Origin of the sequence: Mesorhizobium sp. B283B1A (assembly GCF_020165735.1) — a bacterium.
Taxonomy (GTDB): Bacteria; Pseudomonadota; Alphaproteobacteria; order Rhizobiales; family Rhizobiaceae; genus Mesorhizobium; species Mesorhizobium opportunistum.
This window is the reverse complement of record NZ_JAIUIQ010000060.1, coordinates 11,900-32,514: the sequence shown is the minus strand read 5'-3', so window position 1 is coordinate 32,514 and position 20,615 is coordinate 11,900. Positions and strand designations below refer to the sequence as shown.

The window sequence follows — 20,615 nt, the reverse complement described above, 5'->3', positions numbered from 1 at the left end:
CACCCAATGAACCCGCCCTCTCTCAGTTGCCCTCGAGGGCCATCTCCGTTTCGCCATCGAACAGGTGAATGCGCTCCTGATCGAACTCGAGCCAGATCTGCTCGTCGGGTGTGACGGCGATGTTGGGCGACACGCTGATGTTGACGATGGCACCGGAGAGAAACGCCTGCACGAAGGTGATGTCTCCGGTTGGTTCCACCGTATAGGCCTTGGCCGGAATGGCTCCGTGGACCGCGCTCTTGTGCAGCTTGATGGTCGAGTGTCGCGCACCGAGAACGACCTTCCTGCTAGTCGCTCCCTGGACCTTGCGCGCGTTGGGTTGCGACAGCTCAAGGCTCCAGCCCTCAGCGCTCGAAAGGACGGTGTCGCCATTGGCCGTCGATGCCTGCAGTGGAATAAGGCTCATCGCAGGGCTGCCAACGAAGCTCGCCACGAACATATTGGCTGGATGTGCGAAAACTTGCGCCGGTGAATCGTATTGTTGCAGGTAGCCGCCGTTCATGACCGCCATCCTGTCTGCCATGGTCACGGCCTCGAGCTGGTCGTGCGTCACATAGACGATCGTCGCCTTGAGATCCTGGTGGAACCGCTTGATCTCCGACCGCATCTGCACGCGCAGCTTGGCGTCGAGGTTGGAGAGCGGTTCGTCCATCAGGAACACCGCCGGATCTCGAACCAGGGCGCGGCCCAGGGCCACGCGCTGCTGTTGCCCGCCTGAAAGTTCGCGCGGCTTGCGCTCGAGCAACTGCGTCATGTCGAGCACGCGCGCCGCTTCCTTGACCTTCCTGTCGATCTCGTCCTTGGGCAATCTGCGCATCTGCAGCGGGAACGCCAGGTTCTTGTAGACCGATTTCTGCGGGTAGAGCGCGTAGTTCTGGAACACCATCGCGATGTCCCGGTCCTTGGGGTCGAGGTCGTTGACCACCCGGTCCCCGATGACGATGTCGCCTGAGGTGACCGGGATCAGCCCGGCGACGAGATTGAGCGTGGTTGTCTTGCCGCAGCCTGAGGGGCCGACGAGTGCAACGAATTCGCCGTCATTGACCGTCAGCGAAACATCGTTGACGGCTTTGAAGCTGCCATACGTCTTGACGAGATCTTTGAGGACCACGTGGGCCATCGGCAACTCCCTAGTGCTTGACGGCGCCTTCTGTAAGGGCGCGTACGAAGTATCGTTGCAGGACGAGGAACAGCACCACGACGGGCACGCTCATCATGAAGCTGGCCGCCATCAGACCCGGAAAGTCGGTCGTGTTCTCCGAGAAGAAGCGCTGGATGCCGACCGGCAGGGTCAACTGCTCGTTCTTGGAGAGGAAGGTGTAGGCGTAGATGTACTCGTTCCACGCGCCGATGAAGGAATAGATCGCGGTGGCGATGATCCCTGGTGCCGAGAGTGGCATCACGATCAGGATGAAGGCCTGTAACCGCGTCGCTCCGTCGATACGCGCCGCCTGCTCGAGCTGCACCGGGATGTTGTCGTAGAAGCCCTTGAGCAGCCAGATCGCTAGCGGCAGTCCGAATGTGAGGTAGGTGAGGATGAGCGAGCCATGCGTGTTCACCAGCCCGATCGCGCGCATCAGGATGAAGAGCGGCACCAGAAAGATCACCGCGGGGAACATGTTGCGAAGCAAGACGGCGAAGAACAGGAAGTTCCGGCCCGGGAAGGTGAAGCGCGAAAAGGCGTAGGCCGCGGGAACCGCCACGATCACCGAAAGGACGGTCGTAGCAGTGGAGACGTAAAGGCTGTTCCAGAAGAAGCGGAGGAAGTCCTGGCCGACACTGTTCTGCGGATCGAGCAGCTTCTGGTAGCTGGCGAGAGTAGGCTCGTCCGGCCACCATTGCGGCGGGAATTGCATCGCGGCAAAGCCGGATTTGATCGAGGTGATCAGCATCCAGATCATGGGCAATGCGGTGTAGAGCAGCATGAACACGAGGAAGATGCGCCCGCTCCACCGCCATCCGTCGACGCGTATGCGGCGACGGGTCTGGCCTCGAGCGGCTGTCTCGGCAATCGTGCTCATGCGCTCTCATCCTTCCGGTCGTTTCCGCTTAGCGCGCGAACGTAAAAGTAGCCGAGCGTCATCAGAATGAAGAACAGGAGCACCGAGTAGGCCGATGCGACGCCCCAGCGCTGCCGGCCGAAGGCAAGCTCATAAATGTGCGTGATCCAGATGTGCGACGCGTTCGACGGCCCGCCGCCGGTCATGATCCAGGGGATGATGAAGGAATTGAAGTTGGCGACTGCCAGCAGAAGGATCGTCACCGTCGAGACGTTTCTAAGGTGCGGGAAGGTGACGTGCCAGAAGCGCTGCCATGCGCTGGCTCCGTCGACCTTTGCAGCCCGCAGCAACTGGTCCGGGACGGTCTGCAGACCGGCCATCATCATGATCATGGCGAACGGGAACTCCCGCCAGATATTGACGACGATCAGGGAGGGCAGCACCGTGCTGACGCTGTCGATGAAATTCGGCGGCCGGTCGGCCCATCCGAGGCCGACCAGCACGGCGCCGATGATCCCAAAGTCCGAATGGTAGATCCACTTCCAGATGTAGGACGCGGCGACGGCGCTGATGACCCAGGGAATGATCAGGATAGCGCGCAGCACCCCCCGACCGATGAAGTCGCGATGGAGGGCCAGCGCGCAGCCAAATCCCAGGACAAAGGAGAGGAAGGTGGATGCCAGTGTCCAGATAAGGGTGTTCGAGGTGACCTTCCAGAACACCGGGCTGGTGAGGATGGCGGTGTAGTTGTCGACGCCGATGAAGATCTTGTCGCGGAGCTGCAGGCCAGGCGGCGTGTTGAAGAACGACAGCTCGATCGTGTAGTAGATCGGATAGGCTATGACGATCAGCATGACGGCAATCGCGGGAAGCACGTACGCGTAGTCGGCGCGATGCTCCCAAATCTTGCGCAGCAGGGGTCGCAATCTCCCGCGAGCCCCGGTCTTGCCGGTCACGATCGTCACTTTGGCGGGCCCTTGTTTTCGGAAAGAACCGGTTGCGCTCCGGGCGCAACCGGCAAGATCGCAGGTCAGGCTTCGGCTAGAGTCCGCCGCCCATCAGGTCTTTCACCTTCTTGGCCGCGTCGTCGGCTGCCTGGTCGACGGTCATTGCTCCGGTGAGGGCATTTTGGAGCATGTCCGGGACGATGATGTTCATGATCTCGGGAGATTGCGGCAGCGCCGGGAACGGGATGCCGTATGGCAGCATGGAGGTCGTGACGTCGAGGAACTTGATGCTGTCCAGACGCTCCTTCATCCATTTGGTCTTGAAGCCGTTAAGGTTGCCCGGGTTCGAACCCGCATAGGCCATTTTCAGTGACCATTCAGGGCTGGTCCACATGCAGATGATGGCCTTCGCAGCCGGTTCGTCCACCTTGCCGCCCTCGACATATTCGGGCTTCAGGATGTGGATGTTCGAGCCGCCGAACACGACGGCGCGCTTGCCGTCGGGGCCGGTCGGAATCAGCCCGTAGCGCATATTGTTGATGACGGTCTGCGCCTTTTCCTTGTCGGCGCCGGTCGCCTTCGCCTGCAGATCGAGCATGACGTTGTAATCGGAAGGGTGCGAGATCATCATGCCGAGCTGGCCAGCGAGGAACAGCGGCTGGTTGTCGGCCTGTTGGTTGGTGAGCGCCGAAACCGGAACCGACTTGTCGCGGACATACATGTCGTAAGAGGCTTGCAGCGCGGCCTTGCTCTGCGGGCTGTCGAGTTCGATCTGCTTATAGGTCGGGTTCGGCGAGGTTTCGTCGAATACGCCGCCGCCATAGGCCCACAACTGAGGCATGAAGCGGTACGGGGTATTGCCGGCATTCTTGCGCGCTACGAGGCCGTAACCGGCGATGCCGAGCTTGTCGTGGATCTGCTTGGAGTACTTCACGACGTCGTCCCAAGTTGCCGGAGCCTTGTCCGGATCGAGACCCGCGCGCTTGAAAATGTCGGCATTCCAGATGAACGCCATGGTTTCATTGTTGGTTGGGATGCCGTAGGTCACGCCGTCCCAGGTCACGGCTTTCATGGCGCCGGGCCAGAAATCCTCGGTCGAATATCCGACATCCTCGGGCTTGAGCGGCTCCAGATAGCCCTTCGAGGCGAACTCGGTGCCACCCAGGATCTGCAAGCGGACCGCCATTGGCGCTGCATTGCCAAGGAGCGCCGTGCGGAACTTGTCCAGGAGATCGTTATAGGTGAGCGCCTGATCCTCAAGCTGGATGTTCGGGTAGGTCTTGCGGAAGGTCGCGAAGAAATCCTTGTAGTACTGGCGCAGAAGGTCGGGGTCGCCCTCGAAGACGCCCTGATACCAGAACGTCAGTCGTCCCTTGTAATCGAGCGGGGTGACCTTGCCGCAATCGGCGGCGGTGTCGAACTCCTGTGTGCCTGCAATCGAGCGCACATACTCCGGCGACCACTTGCTCAGGTCGACCGGCGGCGCACCAAGCGCCGATGTGGACATCAGCGATGCCGTCAAAACACCGACGACAGTGCCGCGCAGGACCGCACTGCCGAGCGTAATTCTCGTCATAGGTATCCTCCCTGGTTCTCCGCCCTGCGATCGCGAGGATGCCCTTTTTCGGCACGGGTGTACCCTCTCGACCATTTAGTACGTTTTCAGATCGTTGATTGTCTGTCAACGCACAGGATCGTACATTGTTTATGAAAGCCGTGTGTGATATCCGGCAAAGAATGTATTGACCTGAGGAGCCGGCCTTGGCCGAAATAGCTGATTTCAAAGCCATGCCACCCGATGGGATCGATCCCATCGGGGCTTCCAGCGAGGGCGCCTCGCTTTATGAGCGGATCAGGGAAGACATCATCGAGGGTCGGCTCGCCGCCAACGAGCGGCTTGTGGTCACCGATCTCGCCCGGCGCCACGGGACTTCGACCAATCCCGTGCGCGAGGCGCTGCAGCTGTTGCGTGGAGAGGGCTTTGTCACCTTTGTCGCCAACCGCGGGGCGCGCGTGCGACCCATAGATCAGGATTTCGTCCGCGATATCTACGAGATCGGTGTCTTGATCGAGCCGGCGCTGACGCGATGGTTTGTGAATATGGCCACCGGTGAGGACATCGCCGAACTCGAACGTCTCCAGGGCTCGATCGAAGAGAACAACTTCGCCGACACGTTCAGGCACAGCGAGCTGGATACCGCCTTCCACACCGTGATGTACCAGCGGCACTACAACCGCCATGCCGCCGAGCTTTGGTGGAAGCATCGCGAAGTGCTGCGAGCCGTGAGCAGGCGTTTCAATTTCACGCTCGCCCGGCGGGCCGCAATCATGCGCGAGCACCGCGAACTCATTGCGCTGGTGAAGGCGGGAGAAGCCGACAAGGCGGCCGAACTCGTCTCCCGCCATGTCGAGGGTTCCGGCCGGCATGTTCTCGAACAGATGCGTGCGCGCAACGCCGCTCGGGCCGGATAGGACGAGAGCTCAAGTCCAGAACGTCGTGCCCCGACATTTCAGACAAAGGGAGTTGAGATGAAAATCACCAGCGTTCGGCCGTGGCTGATCAAGTCCGATGCTTCCTATTGGGGAGAGTACCTGTTCGTCGAGGTGACGACCGACGAAGGGGTAAGCGGCTGGGGAGAAATCACCACCACGACCAGACTCGCCAACCGCGCTCTTTGCACGATCCTGCGGCAGATCGGTGTCGCCATGACAGGTGAGGATCCTGCGCGTATCGAGCATCTCTGGCACAAGATTTTCCGCAGCTTCACCTATATGGGCAGCCGCGGCGCCGCCGTCGAATGCGTGAGCGCCATCGACATAGCGCTATGGGACATCCGGGGCAAAGTCTTGGGCAAACCGATCTACGAGTTGCTGGGCGGGCCGGTGCGTGATGAAATCGCTCTCTACACTCATCCCAACCAGGCCAAGTTCACCAGCAAGGACGCGGTGGTCCGCGAAATCTTGGACATCGTCGAATCCGGACATACCGGGCTAAAGTTCGATCCCTTCCCCCACCAGGGTCGGACCGCCGATGGCTTGGCGCGCGAACAACGGGACGGCTACCTCGACGGCAGCATGACCCGCAAGGACGAGCGCGAAGCGGCCGAACTTACGGCGCTGATCCGCGAAACGGCTGGCTCTGACGTCGACATCCTCATCGATGCGCATGGCCGCTTCGACGTCCCCACCGCCATTCGCCTCTGCCGGAGCCTCGAGGAAGCCGGCCAGATCGACTGGTTCGAGGAGCCTTGTCCGCCCGAGAGCCTGAACGCCCTCAAGCAGGTGCGTGAGAAGGTCAGTGCCGCCATATCATGGGGTGAGCGCGGCCACACGAAATGGGATTTCGTGTCGGTACTCGAGAACAGGCTCGCCGACTACATCATGCCGGACGTCACCTGGACCGGCGGCATTACCGAGCTCAAGAAGATTTCAGCCCTCTGCGAGGCCTACTACATCCCGGTCTCGCCACATGACGCCGCGGGCCCGATCAACGTGGTTGCGGGAGCGCAGGTGATGATGACCGTTCCCAATTTCTACAAGCTCGAAACGTCGGAGTGGAACCTGGGCAAATACGATCACCTCATCGACAGACCGCTCGACGTTTCGAACGGCAGCCTCAAGCTGACGGCGAAGCCTGGCCTCGGTGTCGAGATGAACCGCGACTACTTGCAGGCCCATGAGATTGAGCTGAGCTAGCAAGGCTTCATGCCGGCCAGCGTTTGGGGCGACAAGCCCCGACCAGAACGAGGACAAGTCATGCCAAAGACGGACGGAGCCGGCGAGGCTCTCAATCGGATCAACACGAACTCCAAACCCTCCGACCTGCGCATCACCGACCTGCGCGTCGCCGAGATCGTCGGCGCGCCGTTCACTTCGGCGCTCATCAAGATCTACACCAATCAGGGTATTGTCGGCCTGGGCGAAGTGCGCGACGGCGCCAGCGCGACCTATGCGCTGATGCTCAAGAGCCGGCTGCTGGGCGAGAACCCTTGCGACGTCGACCGGCTGTTCCGCCGCATCAAGCAATTTGGCGGCCACGGGCGGCAGGGTGGCGGTGTCTCGGCGGTCGAGATCGCGCTTTGGGACCTTGCCGGCAAGGCCTATGGCGTGCCGATCTACCAGATGCTCGGGGGACGGTTCCGCGACAAGGTGCGTGTCTATTGCGATACCGACGCGGAGAAGCCCAGCGGCACCGAGACCGGCAAGCGGCTCAAGGCGCGGATGGATCTCGGTTTTACCTTCCTCAAGATGGACCTCGGGCTGACGCAGATCTCCCACATCCCAGGCGCGGTGGTCGCGCCGGCTGGCGTGCTCGATGGTTTCCGCGGGCACGCCGCTCGCGGCCGGGCACGCACGCTGGACGAGCGCCGGGCGCGCAACGCCGCCTATGACGCGCAGAACGTGCCGCATCCCTTCACCGGCCTCCACTTCACCGAAAAGGGCATCGACCTGCTCGACCGATATATCCACGAGGTCCGGGAGGTGATCGGCTACGAAATCCCGCTCGCCATCGACCATGTCGGCCACATCTCGCTGCAGGACGGCATCCGTCTCGCCCGGCGGATCGAGAAATATGCCCCAGCCTGGCTCGAGGACGTGATCCCCTGGCAGTACACCGAGCAGTATCGGCAGCTGCAGCAGGCGACTTCGGTGCCGATCTGCACGGGCGAGGACATCTACCTCAAGGAAGGCTTCGAGCCGCTGCTCAAGGCGGGCATCTCGGTCATCCATCCGGACCTGCTGACCTCGGGCGGCATCCTCGAGACCAAGAAGATCGGCGACGCGGCGCAGGACCATGGCGTCGCCATGGCCATCCACATGGCGGAAAGCCCGATCGCCGCAATGGCCGCCGCGCATGTCGCGGTGGCCACGGGAAACTTCATGGCGCTCGAATATCACAGCGTCGAGGTGGACTGGTGGGACGATATCGTCACGGGCCTGCCCAAACCGCTGGTCAAGGACGGGTTCATCACCGTGCCGGACAAGCCGGGGCTGGGCATCGACGACGTGGTCGACGAAGTCATCAGCCAGCACCTGCAGGAAGGCGTCAAAGGTATCTGGCAGCCGACCGATCACTGGGATGACGAATACTCCTGGGATCGGACCTGGAGCTGACTCTACACCTCTTCCAGGAGGGAGAGGTGAACACAAGGATCGACCATGATCTACGAACTTCGCATCTACGACTGCCTGCCGGGCCAGCTGCCGGCGCTGCTCAAGCGTTTCAACGACCATACCTTGGCATTGTGGGATAAGCACGGCATCCGCCAGGCCGGGTTCTTCACCACGGTGGTCGGCGAAAGCAGCAATCGACTGACCTATTTCGTCGCCTGGGAATCCCTTGCCGAGCGCGAGGTGAAATGGAAAGCCTTCACCACCGATCCGGCATGGCTCGAGGCCCGCGACGAGTCCGAGCGCGACGGCCCGATCCTGGCCAATATTTCCAGCCAGTTTCTCGCGCCAACCGCCTTCTCGTCGGTGAAATAGAGGACGTCATGAAGATCACCGATCTCCGGTGCGCCGTCATCGGCAAACATCCCATCGTCCGCATCGTGACCGATGAAGGCCTCTATGGCCTGGGCGAGGCAGAGTACACCAAGCCCTATCTCAAACCCTGGGTCCTGCATTTTCGCGAGGCGCTGATCGGTGAAGACCCGACCGATGTCGAACGCTGCATGCTGAAAATTCGCCAGCGCGGTTCGTTCAAGCCCTACGGCGCCGCCGTCAGCGCCATCGAGCACGCGCTCTGGGACATCGCCGGCAAGGCGGCAGGTCTTCCGGTCTACAAGCTGCTCGGCGGCAAGGTGCGTGACAAGGTCCGGGTCTATAATGGCTCCATCCGCAAGAAGCGCACCGGGGACAGACCCGAGGACTACGCGGCCGACGTCAAATGGATGATGGAGCGGCCGGAAAACTTCTTCATGGTCAAGCAAGGCATCTCCTTCCACTCCAACATGAAGACCAGCGTGCCCGACTTCCACTATGGCGTGCGCCAGCCGCCGACCTATCACGGCGCTATGGACCAGGGCCAAATCAGCGAGCGCGGCATGGCGCACATGATCGAATGCGTCATCGCCATGAAGGAGGTGCTCGGCGACAAGGTCTCCCTTGCCCTGGATTGCGGCCCCGGCTGGTTCCTGCCGGACGCAATCCGCTTCGCGCAGGCGGTGGAGAAATACAATCTGATGTGGCTCGAGGACATGCTGACGGGCGACTACGTGCCATGGGTCAATCCGCAGGCCTACCGCGAACTCACGACATCCACTTCCACCCCCATCCACACGGGAGAGCAGATCTACCTGCGTCATAATTTCAAGGAGTTGATCGAAACCCAGGCGGTCCGCGTCATCGGTCCGGACCCCGCCGATATCGGCGGCATCGCCGAGCTCAAATGGGTGGCCGAGCATGCCTACATGCATTCGATCATGATGGCGCCGCATGGCACGGCAAACGGTCTGCTGGGCCTCGGCGCGCTGATCAACGTCTGCGCCACACTGCCCGCCAACTATATCGCCTTCGAATATCCCAGCGCCTCCGATCCCTGGTGGGAGGATATCGTTGTTGGCCTGCCGACGCAGATCGTGAAGGACTCGATGATCGACCTGCTCGAGGCCCCCGGATTGGGCCTCGACATCGATGCCGCGGGCGCGAAGAAATACCTCAAGGAAGAGGACGCCGGGTTCTTCGATTGAATGCCCGCAGCGCGGACCTCGCGGATGCGATCCTCGTCGGCAGCATCTGGATCCGCCAGACCCGGCTAAGCAGCCAAATCACGCAAGTCGCCGCGGAAGACGGAGAAGGCCGGCCCGGCTGAGCGCGCTCCGCCTTCGGCCGGAGTGCTCGCCTATCGGCATGCGGCTCGGTGCAAGCCTTCCCTTGCGGGTCGAATTCCTCACTGGGAAGCCCACTATTGCGACTGCGCAACCCTTCCATCGTCGACGAACCACGGCTCGCATTGGATGCAGCGCGATTTACATTCTAGTATAATCTGATCATTTCTGGTGAACGAAGCCACGGATTTGCCATGGACCTGGATCCTTCGACCCTCAATCGGGCTCTCCCGCTCCGCGATCAGATCTATCAGAAGATCCGCAACCTGATCGTCGTCGGGCAGATGAAGCCGGGGGAAGTGATCAACGAGGTGGCGATCGCCGAAGCCCTCGGCGTCTCGCGCACACCGGTGCGGGAGGCCGTCAAGCGCATCAGCGACGAGGGTCTCGTCAAGATCCTGGCGCAGACCGGAACCTATGTCGCACCGATCAGCCGCGCCGACCTGGAAGAAGCCTATGTCATCCGTCGGGCGCTGGAGATGGAGAGCGCGCGGCGCGCGGCCGTCAAGCTGACACCGGCATCGGCCGAACTGCTTGAAGACAATATGGCAGCGCATCGGCTTGCCATATCGCGCGGCCGATATGCCACCGCGATACAACTCGACGATGTCTTCCACCGCACCATCGCCGAGATCTGCGGCCTGCCGATGATCTGGCGCGCCGTCGACATCTCCAAGGCGCAGATGGATCGCGGCCGTTACCTCGCCATTCCCAAGCCCGGCTATGGCGAACAGACGATCGAGCAGCACGAGGCCATCCTCGACGCGCTCAAGCGCCATGACGCCGAGGGGGCAGCGCAAGCGATGGAACACCATATCGAGACGTCGTTCCGCAACACGCTCGAAGTCGCGGCCGACCTACTCGGATGAGGCGGCCCGCCCGGCGGGCGCACCAAGTCGGAAGCGCTCGGATATGGCGCCGTCATCGGCATGACCAAGTCGCTCGGCAAGGAACTGGCCCAGTACGACATCGCGGTCAACTGCATCTCGCCGGCCACCGCGCAGACGCGCATCCTCGAACAACTGACGGCCGAGCGCATTGAATACATGCACTCGCGTATCCCGCGCGGCCGCCTGCTGGAAGGTCGACGAGGCCGCGACCATGGTCGCCTGGCTCATCTCCAAGGAGAACAGCTTCACCACGGCCTCGACCTTCGATCTGTCGGGCGGGCGGACAACCTATTAGAGTGCGTCGCGCTGAAAACCGGGTCACTTTTGGGCGACATGCATTGGTCGCACACCGGCATGCCGCATTCTGCGGTGCGGCATGCCGGAAGCACGGCCTGTCCGGCGGACGCCGGCACTCCGTCAATGGCCGGCCGGCAGATGGATGGCGCATACCTGCCTCGGCACGATCTCGAGCTCGCCGTCGAGCACGGCGACCGCGATGCCGGCAATGTGCCGCATCACATGGGTGCGACAGTTTCCGGGAGCGATTGAGTTCGCCCGAAGAAGATCAAGGCCTTGTGAGAAAGCCGATGGTACCGTTGGCTGGGATCGAACCAGCGACCTCCGGATCCACAATCCGGCGCTCTAACCATCTGAGCTACAACGGCACGTTTGCCTGAGCAGATCGAGGTGGGAAGTCCCGGCGATCTGCTCTGTCGTTCGGCGATGCGTCCTTACGGGCTTATGGATTCTAATTCAAGGCTTTTGGAAAGCAAAGGGCAGTTCCCCACATCTCGCCGCAACGACGCTGGTTTCGCCGGGCAAAGAAAAAGGCCGGCGGGAGGAGGTGCCGGCCTTTTCCTGTTACGAGCCAGCGGGAGGAGGTGCTGGCTGGTCACCCCGGGGAGCAGAGGGAGGAGGTTCCACTCGCCGGGTATTCGTTGATGGCTGTCATCATACGCTTTATTGGCTTGAAGAAAACGCGACCTTTTGTTGCATCTTCCAACCAAGCGCAAATATTAGGCAGCCTTAATGTCCTTCACGGCCTTCTCGAAGGCGGTCTTGATCGGCTTGGAGACGTCTTCGGCCGCCTTGGAGGCAACAGCCTGGAAGTCCTTGGCCTGCTCGACGGTCATCTCGACGCGCTTGCGCAGGAAAGCGGTCTGCAGCTCGACGACTTCCGACAGCGACTTGGCGCCGATCAGGGCTTCGAGATGCGAGAAGCCGGCTTCGGCATTGGCGCGCAGCGCCGCGATGGTCTTGAGCGACAGGTCGCCGGAAACAGTCTTGGCGGTCTCGTAGGTGGACTCCAGAGCCTTCTGGGTCTCCTCGGCGCCGGTCTTCAGCTTGGCATAGGCCTCTTTCGACTGCTCAACGCCCTTTTCGGCGAAAGCGCGGATCTGGTCGGTGGCCTTGGAAGCGTCGAAGCTCGGGAATTCAACGTTTTCGATCGTCTCGGCGGTCTTGGTCCTGGACATTTTCCATCCTTTTCAGCGGCAGCGGCTTTGACAGAAAGCCGTCTCGTTCATGTATGATGGCAATATAAAGGCAATTTTTGTGCATTGCAATATCTTTGTTGCAGTGCACAAAGAAATTGTTTTCCGCCGTTAACCAAAAGCCCAAATTCCAGCCTTTGCACGTTCTGGCTTGTGGACCTTCGCGCCTGCGGCTTTTATTAACAAAGCGTTAACTGCAAATTTCGCCGCTCCGTGAGGGTTCGCCAAGCGCATGCCGTCCGAATACTCCTTCCTCGATGTTGCCGTGCTCGACGCGGTCCGCCAGCGGTTCGCCGCCGGCGACGCGATCGCGATCCTGTCGGTGGATCTGGAACAGGTGATCTGGGCCAATGGGCCGGGTGCCGCAGCGTTCGGCTATCCTGACATCGAAGCCATCATCGGCGCGTCGGCGCGGCTGCCGCTGATCGCCCGCCGCCAGATCATGGCGACCAGCGGCTTTCCCGAGATCGGCAGCGATCGGGCCATCACGGTCCGGCTGGCAACCGGAATGACCAGCCGCGCCGCCGGCTTCCTCGCCAGCGCCGTGACGCTGCCCGATGACGAAAAGGCGATCATGCTGGCGGTGCCGGCGGCCCAGACGGGTTCGCGCAGCACTGCCGAAATCGCCAATCGGGCGATCAGTGGGTTTACCGAAGACGGTCATTTCATTGCCTTCATCGATGCCGAAGGCAAGGTCGAGGCAGCGTCCGAGGGCTTTGCGGCGCTCGGCATCCAGCCCGAGACGCTGGCGGCACTGGTGGCCGACGTGGCCGCCGAGAGCGAGCGCATCGTCAAGCGCCTCGTTCCGGGCGGCAAGACATCCTACCCGGCCGGCCTCGCCCGGCTGACGCCGGAGCGTCATCTCCTGGTGGTGATCGACGAGAATCAGCTCGAGGAGAGCGGCGCCATCGAGGGAGCGCCGGCGGACGACCGCTCCGACGGAGTGGCCGCTGGCGCCGCCGTGCAATCCCAACCCGAACTCGACAACGAGCCGGCGGCAGAGCCACGGGCGGAGACGGTGGGCCAAGAACCCGACCCTGCCGGAGCCGCCGCTGAAGACATCGTGGAACCGGCAGCGCGGGAGAGCGCGGAAACGGCCGGGCAGACACCGGTCGCGGCAAACAGCGACCAGCCGCCGACAGGCGGAAGGCCGTCGCAGCACGACCACTGGTACTTCAATGCCGACGAGGACGATGGGCGGCCCGCGCCCGCGATGACCGACCCGGAAACCGTGCCTGGACAGACCGCCGCTGACGCTGCCGTCGAAAGAAGCGGAGCGGACGGCATCCAGTCAACCTCACAGTCTGGCCCGACCGCAACTCCGGCCGCCAGGACGATAGACCGCTCGGCGGCGCCGATGCGTTTCGTCTGGCGCACCGACGCCGAAGGCAAATTCAGCACGCTGTCGCCGGAATTCGCCGATATCGTCGGCCAGCCGGCCGCCGATGTGATCGGCCGGCGCTTCAGGGATGTCGCGGCGGCCTTCGGCCTCGATGCGTCCGGCGAGATCGCCGGCCTTCTGGAGCGGCGCGACACCTGGTCCGGCCGCACGGCGCTGTGGCCGGTCGTCGGCACCGACCTGAAGATCCCCGTCGACCTCGCGGCTTTGCCTGTCTATGGCCGCAGCCGCGCTTTCGAAGGCTTCCGCGGCTTCGGCGTTGCCCGCCCCAGTGACGCCGTCGTCGATCCCGAAGCGATCGGCATAGCGCTTGTGCCCAACGGCAAGGCTCCGGCGGCGCCAGAAGCCGTCGAACTTGCCGCTGAAGAGCCGAAAGCCGGCGAACCGAAGGCGGATCCGTTCAAGGGCGAGGTACCGGCGCTGACCATCGTGCCGAAACCGGAGCGGCGCTTTGCCGACAAGGTAATCCGGCTGGCTGAACACCGGCAGCCGGTCAATGACAAAGGGCTGTCGACCCTGGAACGCAGTGCGTTTCGCGAGATCGGCGAACGGCTGAAGAAGGACAGTTCGACGGCCGAGCCGCCGGAGGCTGAAAAGCCCGGCGTCGAAGCACCGGCGCCCACCGAACCCGTGGCGGAAGCACAGGCGCCGGCCGTGAAGACGGACGCTCCAGCCGATGCGACCGGCGAGGTTTCGGAGGCAGACACCGCAACGCCGTCCGAAGAGCCGAAGGATACCGGCGAACACCCGACGACAGAGTCCCAAGGCGACGCGGTCCTGGCCGAGCCCTCCGAGACCGAAGTCGATGCCGAGGACGAAGCGGATCTTGCGCGGCTCGACGGCGTGGACGAAACGGCTCGTGCGGAAGGCGACACCTCGCCCGGTGCAACCGGCTCGCTGCTCGACTATGCCGGCCGGAGTGACGAACCCGGCCCCGTCGCGGACAATGACGAGCCTGCAGTATCCGAACCGGCAGCGGCGGAACCGGAGAGCGCCGAGCCCAAAGCGACAGAGACCGAACCGGTTGGCGCAGACATGACGCATGAGGCCGTCGACGGCGACAGCATGACGTCAGCCGATTTTCGCGATGCCGAGGACAATGAGGATTGGGCCGGCAGCGAGGAAAGCGCGGCGGCCGACGAGCAGGCGGCCAGTGACGGGACAGAGGACCGCGCCGAGCGGCCGCGCTTGCAAGTGCCACCGCTCAAGGCCGAAGGGTTCACGCCGTCTGCATTTTCCGTAGGCGACGAGAGCAAGGCTCCGGATACCTTGCTGCTCGGCAAGCTGCCGGTGCCGCTGCTCATTCATTCGGGCGACCAGTTGCACTATGCGAACGAGGAGTTCCTGAACCTGACCGGCTACGCCGCGCTCGACGATCTCGAGGATGCCGGCGGCCTTGGTGCGCTGTTTGCCGACCCCTACGCCGAGGACGGCGTCTCCGACGGCAGCGACCGGGCGCTGCGGCTGAGGACGCGCGATGGACAGGAATTTCCGATCGACGCCATCCTGCGCTCCGTTCCCTGGCGCGACGGCAAGGCACTGATGCTGGTCGTGCGCCGTTCCGGCGAGGATGAGGCGCCTGTAGCTCTGCATGTGGTCGGCGATGAGCCTACACAGCCCGACATTTCCGAACTCAAGGCGCGCATCGCCGAGATGCGCACCATCATCGATACCGCCACCGACGGCGTCGTGCTGATCGGCACTGACGGCACCATCCGCTCGATCAGCCGCCCGGCCGAAGCGCTGTTCGGTTTCGACAGCGACGAGGTGACCGGCAAACCGTTCGCCTCGCTGTTTGCCATCGAAAGCCAGCGGGCGGCGCGCGACTATCTCACCGGACTGTCCGAACCGGGCGTGGCGAGCGTCCTGAATGACGGCCGCGAGGTCATCGGGCGCGAGGCGCAGGGTCGCTTCATCCCGCTGTTCATGACCATCGGCCGGCTGCCCAACGACAGCGGCTTCTGCGCCGTGGTGCGCGACATCACGCAGTGGAAGCGGGCGGAGGAGGATCTCACCCAGGCGCGTGCGGTGGCCGAACGCGCCTCCTCGCAGAAGACCGATTTCCTCGCCCGCATCAGCCACGAGATTCGCACGCCGCTCAACGCCATCATCGGCTTTTCCGAGCTGATGGTCGACGAGAAGTTCGGGCCTGTCGCCAATGACCGCTACCGCGACTATTTGCGCGACATCAACCGCTCGGGCAACCATGTGCTGGACCTCGTCAACGACCTGCTCGACATCTCCAAGATCGAGGCCGGCCAGCAGGAGATGGCCTATGAGGCGGTGTCGCTCAACGACACGCTGGCCGAGACGGTGGCGATGATGCAGCCGCAGGCCAACCGCGAGCGCGTCATCATCCGCTCCAGCTTCGCCTCGCGGCTGCCGGAAGTGGTGGCCGATTTGCGCAGCGTGCGCCAGATCGCGCTCAACATCCTGTCCAATGCCATCCGCTATACCCAGGCGGGCGGCCAGGTGATCGTCTCGACCGCCTATGAGACCTCGGGCGACGTCGTCATGCGGGTGCGCGACACGGGCATCGGCATGAGCCAGGCCGAGATCGAGCAGGCATTGAAGCCGTTCAAGCAGATCAACGCCCTGAAGCGCGGGCGTGGCGACGGCACCGGACTTGGCCTGCCGCTGACCAAGGCCATGGTGGAGGCGAACCGCGCCCGGTTCACCATCAATTCGACGCCGGGAGAAGGAACGCTTGTCGAGGTCGCGTTCCCCTCGACCAGGGTGCTCGCGGAATAACAGGTTGGGCAGCCAGAAGGTCGGGCAGCCAGCAGCCAATTCCGGCAAAAAGAAAAGGCGCCCAAAGGACGCCTTAGAGATGGAATTGCTGTCACAACGGGGCTTGAGCGAATTCAGATCCTCCGGGGGCTGAGGAACGGGATTTCTCCCTCAAGTTACATGCGACTATCGACGCCGGGCCTTAACAAGTCCTTACCGGCGCCGCGGAAAATTTACGAATGTGTACCACTCGTGAAATCTAGGTAAATTCGCACGACATATTTGGTTAACCATGCCGCTTGCGGTCACTCGGCCAGCTGCGGCAGGTCGCGGAACAGCTCCAGCGCCTCGGGGTTGGCGAGCGCTTCCTTGTTCTTGATGACGCGGCCATGGACCACGTCGCGTACCGCGAGCTCGGTGATCTTGCCAGATTTGGTGCGGGGAATGTCCGACACCGCGAGGATCCTGGCCGGCACGTGGCGCGGGCTTGCGCCGCTGCGGATCTTGGCGCGGATGCGTTTTTCGAGTTCCTCGTCGAGCTGCACGCCAGCTGCCAGGCGCACGAACAGCACGACCCGCACGTCATTGTCGAAATCCTGGCCGATGCACAGTGCCTCCAGGATCTCCGGCATCTGCTCGACCTGGTTGTAGATCTCCGCCGTTCCGATCCGCACGCCGCCCGGGTTGAGCGTGGCGTCCGAGCGGCCATGGATGATCATGCCGCCATGGCCGGTCCATTCGGCGAAGTCGCCATGGCACCAGACATTGTCGAAACGCTCGAAATAGGCGGACCGGTATTTCTTGCCCTCGGGATCGTTCCAGAAGCCGATCGGCATCGCCGGAAAAGCCTTGGTGCAGACCAGTTCGCCCTTCTCCTGGCGGATCGGCCTGCCGTCATCGTCCCAGACATCGACGGCCAGGCCAAGGCCAGGCCCCTGGATCTCGCCGCTCCAGACGGGTTCGATGGGCACGCCGAGCACGAAACAGGAGACGATGTCGGTACCGCCGGAAACCGAAGCCAGGTGCACGTCCTTCTTGATGCCGTCATAGACGAAGCGGAAATCCTCGGGCGACAGCGGCGAGCCGGTGGAGGAGATCGCCCGCACCGTCGACAGATCATGGCTGCGGATCGGCTTGAGACCGGCCTTGCGCACGGAATCGATGAACTTGGCCGAGGTGCCGAAGAAGGTCATCTTCTCGGCATCGGCGAAATCGAACAGCGCGTTGCCGTCGGGGTAGAAAGGCGAGCCGTCATAGAGCAGCAGCGTCGCGCCCGAAGCGAGGCCCGACACCAGCCAGTTCCACATCATCCAGCCGCAGGTGGTGAAATAGAAGAAGCGATCGCCGTCGATGAGGCCGGCATGCAGCCGGTGTTCCTTGACATGCTGGATCAGCGTACCGCCGGCCGAATGGACGATGCATTTGGGAACGCCGGTGGTTCCCGACGAAAACAGGATGTAGAGCGGATGCGAAAACGGCAGCGGCTCGAAGGTGACGGGCTTGACGGCGAAGGGCGAGAGCGCCTCTTCCATCGCCATGGCCTTGTCGATGGTCGCGGCCACATCGGCAGAGGTGCCGAGGTAGTCGACGACCAGGACTTTGCGGACGGTGCCGAGCCTTGCCGCGACCGCCGCGATCTTGTCGGCGACCTCGATCGCCTTGCCATTGTACCAATAGCCGTCGGGCGCGATGAAGACGACAGGTTCGATCTGGCCGAAGCGGTCGAGCACGCCCTGCTCGCCGAAATCGGGGGAGCAGGAAGACCAGACGGCACCGATCGAGGCCGCGGCCAGCATGGCGGCAATGGTCTCCGGCATGTTGGGCATCATCGCGGCAATGCGGTCGCCCTTCTTCACCTTGAGCGACAGCAAAAGCTGCTGCAGGCGCGAGACCAGGCCATGCAGTTCGCTCCAGGACAGCCGCCGTTCGACCTTGTCCTCACCGCGAAACACGATTGCCTCGCCCGCGCCGGTCTTCTTCAACAGGTTCTCGGCGAAGTTCAGCGTGGCATCGGGGAAGAACGATGCGCCGGGCATCTTGTCGCTGTCGACCAAGACGCGCTCGCCCTTTTCGCCGACAATGCCGGAAAAATCCCACACCAGGTTCCAGAATGCCTCGCGGTCCTCGACCGACCAGCGGTGAAGCTCGGAATACGAAGAAAAAGCTGCGCCGGCTTTCGCCTCCGCGGCCTTCATGAAAGCGGTCAAGGGCGCGGCATCAATCTGGTCTTGCGTCGGGGTCCAGAGCGGTACTTCGGCGGCCATGATCGATCCTCCCAGGGTCGACACCGCTTATGCATATCGCAGCGCAGCAGAGCAAGATTTTGTTCGGCCGATGCGGGCAAGTGTGCGCAAATGCCATCGCCGGGCCATAAAGACTTGAAATGCCTCGGCCCTAAGTCGTAGTGACGACTGGACGATTTTTGTCGGAACGGAAGCATACAGGGCGATATGCCGTCATCCTTCATCCGCCGCGGAGTATGGGCGATCGGCGCTGCCGTGATCGTCATCGCTCTCGTGGTCGCTGCCCTGCCGCTGATCGCCTCGACGCGCATCGTGCGCGACCGCATCGCTTGGGAAATGAGCGCGTGGAGCGGTTTTCGCGTCGCCATCGATGGCTCGCCGCGCATCGAGGTCTGGCCGAATTTCCGTGCGATCCTGACCGATGTGACGCTGTCGAAGTGGACGGACACCGATGCGCCGCCGGTCGTCGAGGCCGAACGGGTCGAGGTCGACCTCTCGGCCATGGCGGCATTGCGCGGCGACGTGGAGTTTTCCACGGCACGGCTGGTGCGGCCGACGATCCGGGTGCAACGGTCGGCGGACGGCCTGTTCCTGCCCACGGCGCCGACCGGCGGCCGCATTGCACGCTCCATCGACGCGGCGCGCGGCGTGGTCAGTGCCGATCCGGCCAAGCCCGATCTCGACAAGCTGCCGACCGACACGTTCGGCACGGTGGAGTTCAGGGACGGCCGCATGGTGGCATCCGTCAACGGCAAGGACGTGGAGATCCTGAGCAGCCTCAGCGGCCAGGCGACCTGGGCGGCGATGAACAGCAATGCGACGCTGTCGGCAACCGGGATCTGGCGCGGCGAAAGCGTGACCGTCGACGCCGCCTCGGCAAAGCCGCTGGTGCTGTTTGCCGGCGGCATGGCGCCGCTTACCCTGTCATTGAAGGCCGCGCCCGCCACCTTCTCCTTCGACGGCGCGGCCAGCATGTCCGAGAATGCCTATTTCGACGGCCAGGTGAAGTTCGCGGCTCCCTCGCTGCGCCGCGTGCTGGAATGGACGCAGGCTGGCATCGCGCCGAGCGCGGCGATCGGCTCGGTCAGCATTTCGAGCAAGGTCACCGCGTCGGCCGGGCGCATCAAGTTCGAGAACACCGCACTGGCGCTGGACAACAATCCGGGTATGGGCGCGCTGGACCTGTCGCTTGGCGACGCGCAGCCAGTGATTTCGGGCACGCTTGCCTTCGACACACTCGACCTCAGGTCATTCCTGTCCGCCTTCACGCCGCTGGGACCGGCGAGCGGAGCCGGACCGGGTGACGTCGAGACAAGTTTTGCCGATCGGATCAACCTCGATCTCAGGCTGTCTGCGGCGCATGCCACGGCGGGCGCCATCCAGCTTGCCGATGTCGCCGCCACTGCCCAGGTCAAGGATGGTCTTTCCGTCTTCGACATCTCCGACGCCTCGGCCTTTGGCGGCAACATCCAGACCAGCCTTCGTTTCGACCGCAAGCCCGAGGGCACCCAGGTCGAAATCCGGCTGCTCGCGTCCGATGTCGACGGCGGCGCGTTCGCTACGGCTGCCGGGATGACCCGGCTGGTGCCGGTCGGCACGGGTACGGTTTCGGTCATCCTGAAGGGACCGGGCAGAACCTGGGATTCGATCTTTGAAAATTCCGATGGCTCGGTCTCGGCGACCTTCGGCCCCGGCGCGCTCAGCAAGTTCAACCTGCCGGCCTTTCTCAAGCATACCGAACAAGGCGGCTTCTTCGCACTCGATGATGTTTCGGACGGGACCTTGCCGATCGACGGCGCCGAAGTGAAGGCAACCATTTCGAGAGGCGTGGCGAGGCTGGACAAGGCCGAGGCCAATTCGGCGAAATACAAGATCTGGCTTTCCGGGATAGCCTCCTATGCCGGGCGCGGGCTGGCACTGTCCGGCGGCGTCATCCAGCCGGACCAGGCCGCCACGCAGGCGAATGGCCAGCAAGGCCCCAACCAGTCGTCCTTCTTCGTCGGCGGGACATGGAGCACGCCGTTCATTTCGCCGATAAGCCGCGGCGTTTCGGGCGAGTAGCTTCGCCCGAACCATCCACCGC

General features: G+C 63.0%; 14 protein-coding genes, 1 tRNA gene and 1 pseudogene. 9 read left to right on the top strand and 7 right to left on the bottom strand.

What is annotated here, in order from left to right:
- Positions 1-22: 22 nt before the first annotated feature.
- The 4 genes from LB577_RS30615 to LB577_RS30600 all read right to left on the bottom strand — a co-directional run bounded on the left by LB577_RS30615 (position 23) and on the right by LB577_RS30600 (position 4,523).
- Positions 23-1,120 (bottom strand): ABC transporter ATP-binding protein, encoded by a 1,098-nt coding sequence (locus tag LB577_RS30615; RefSeq protein ID WP_023767766.1) that lies wholly within the window; start codon positions 1,118-1,120, stop codon positions 23-25.
- A gap of 10 nt (positions 1,121-1,130) precedes the next feature.
- Entirely contained in the window at positions 1,131-2,021 is an 891-nt protein-coding gene (locus LB577_RS30610; RefSeq protein ID WP_140572659.1) for a carbohydrate ABC transporter permease, read from the bottom strand.
- Positions 2,018-2,965: a carbohydrate ABC transporter permease gene (locus tag LB577_RS30605; RefSeq protein ID WP_013893757.1), complete on the bottom strand. Its 948-nt coding sequence runs from the start codon at positions 2,963-2,965 to the stop codon at positions 2,018-2,020. The genes LB577_RS30610 and LB577_RS30605 overlap by 4 nt, the downstream gene beginning before the upstream one ends.
- 76 nt (positions 2,966-3,041) lie before the next feature.
- The gene (locus tag LB577_RS30600) at positions 3,042-4,523 is read right to left on the bottom strand and encodes an ABC transporter substrate-binding protein (RefSeq protein WP_224690148.1); all 1,482 of its coding nucleotides are present in this window, start codon (positions 4,521-4,523) and stop codon (positions 3,042-3,044) included.
- Between the two features lie 185 nt (positions 4,524-4,708).
- Between LB577_RS30600 and LB577_RS30595 the strand changes: the two genes are divergently transcribed.
- The 7 genes and pseudogenes from LB577_RS30595 to LB577_RS30565 all read left to right on the top strand — a co-directional run.
- Positions 4,709-5,419 (top strand): GntR family transcriptional regulator, encoded by a 711-nt coding sequence (locus LB577_RS30595; protein ID WP_224690147.1) that lies wholly within the window; start codon positions 4,709-4,711, stop codon positions 5,417-5,419.
- Positions 5,420-5,476: 57 nt separating this feature from the next.
- The gene (locus tag LB577_RS30590; RefSeq protein ID WP_224690146.1) at positions 5,477-6,643 is read left to right on the top strand and encodes a mandelate racemase/muconate lactonizing enzyme family protein; all 1,167 of its coding nucleotides are present in this window, start codon (positions 5,477-5,479) and stop codon (positions 6,641-6,643) included.
- A 60-nt stretch (positions 6,644-6,703) separates the two neighbouring features.
- Positions 6,704-8,062 (top strand): mandelate racemase/muconate lactonizing enzyme family protein, encoded by a 1,359-nt coding sequence (locus tag LB577_RS30585; RefSeq protein WP_224690145.1) that lies wholly within the window; start codon positions 6,704-6,706, stop codon positions 8,060-8,062.
- Positions 8,063-8,107: 45 nt separating this feature from the next.
- A complete protein-coding gene (locus LB577_RS30580) occupies positions 8,108-8,434 on the top strand; it encodes an NIPSNAP family protein (RefSeq protein ID WP_224690143.1) in 327 nt (108 codons plus the stop codon).
- Between the two features lie 8 nt (positions 8,435-8,442).
- Positions 8,443-9,639 (top strand): mandelate racemase/muconate lactonizing enzyme family protein, encoded by a 1,197-nt coding sequence (locus tag LB577_RS30575; protein WP_224690141.1) that lies wholly within the window; start codon positions 8,443-8,445, stop codon positions 9,637-9,639.
- Positions 9,640-9,971: 332 nt separating this feature from the next.
- On the top strand, positions 9,972-10,646 hold the full coding sequence (locus LB577_RS30570; RefSeq protein WP_013893750.1) for a GntR family transcriptional regulator: 675 nt from the start codon (positions 9,972-9,974) through the stop codon (positions 10,644-10,646).
- A 51-nt stretch (positions 10,647-10,697) separates the two neighbouring features.
- Positions 10,698-10,962, top strand: a pseudogene (locus tag LB577_RS30565) (SDR family oxidoreductase); the annotation flags it as partial.
- A 293-nt stretch (positions 10,963-11,255) separates the two neighbouring features.
- Here the strand turns inward: LB577_RS30565 and LB577_RS30560 are convergent.
- Both LB577_RS30560 and LB577_RS30555 read right to left on the bottom strand, forming a co-directional pair.
- Positions 11,256-11,332, bottom strand: a tRNA-His gene (locus LB577_RS30560).
- A 351-nt stretch (positions 11,333-11,683) separates the two neighbouring features.
- A complete protein-coding gene (locus LB577_RS30555; RefSeq protein WP_013893743.1) occupies positions 11,684-12,142 on the bottom strand; it encodes a phasin in 459 nt (152 codons plus the stop codon).
- Between the two features lie 250 nt (positions 12,143-12,392).
- Here LB577_RS30555 and LB577_RS30550 point away from each other — a divergent pair, with 250 nt between their 5' ends.
- Entirely contained in the window at positions 12,393-16,310 is a 3,918-nt protein-coding gene (locus LB577_RS30550) for a PAS domain S-box protein (protein WP_224690140.1), read from the top strand.
- A 284-nt stretch (positions 16,311-16,594) separates the two neighbouring features.
- Here LB577_RS30550 and LB577_RS30545 read toward each other — a convergent pair whose 3' ends face one another.
- Positions 16,595-18,553 (bottom strand): acetoacetate--CoA ligase, encoded by a 1,959-nt coding sequence (locus tag LB577_RS30545; protein ID WP_224690139.1) that lies wholly within the window; start codon positions 18,551-18,553, stop codon positions 16,595-16,597.
- 186 nt (positions 18,554-18,739) lie between these two features.
- Here LB577_RS30545 and LB577_RS30540 point away from each other — a divergent pair, with 186 nt between their 5' ends.
- A complete protein-coding gene (locus tag LB577_RS30540) occupies positions 18,740-20,593 on the top strand; it encodes an AsmA-like C-terminal region-containing protein (RefSeq protein WP_224690138.1) in 1,854 nt (617 codons plus the stop codon).
- Positions 20,594-20,615: the final 22 nt, after the last annotated feature.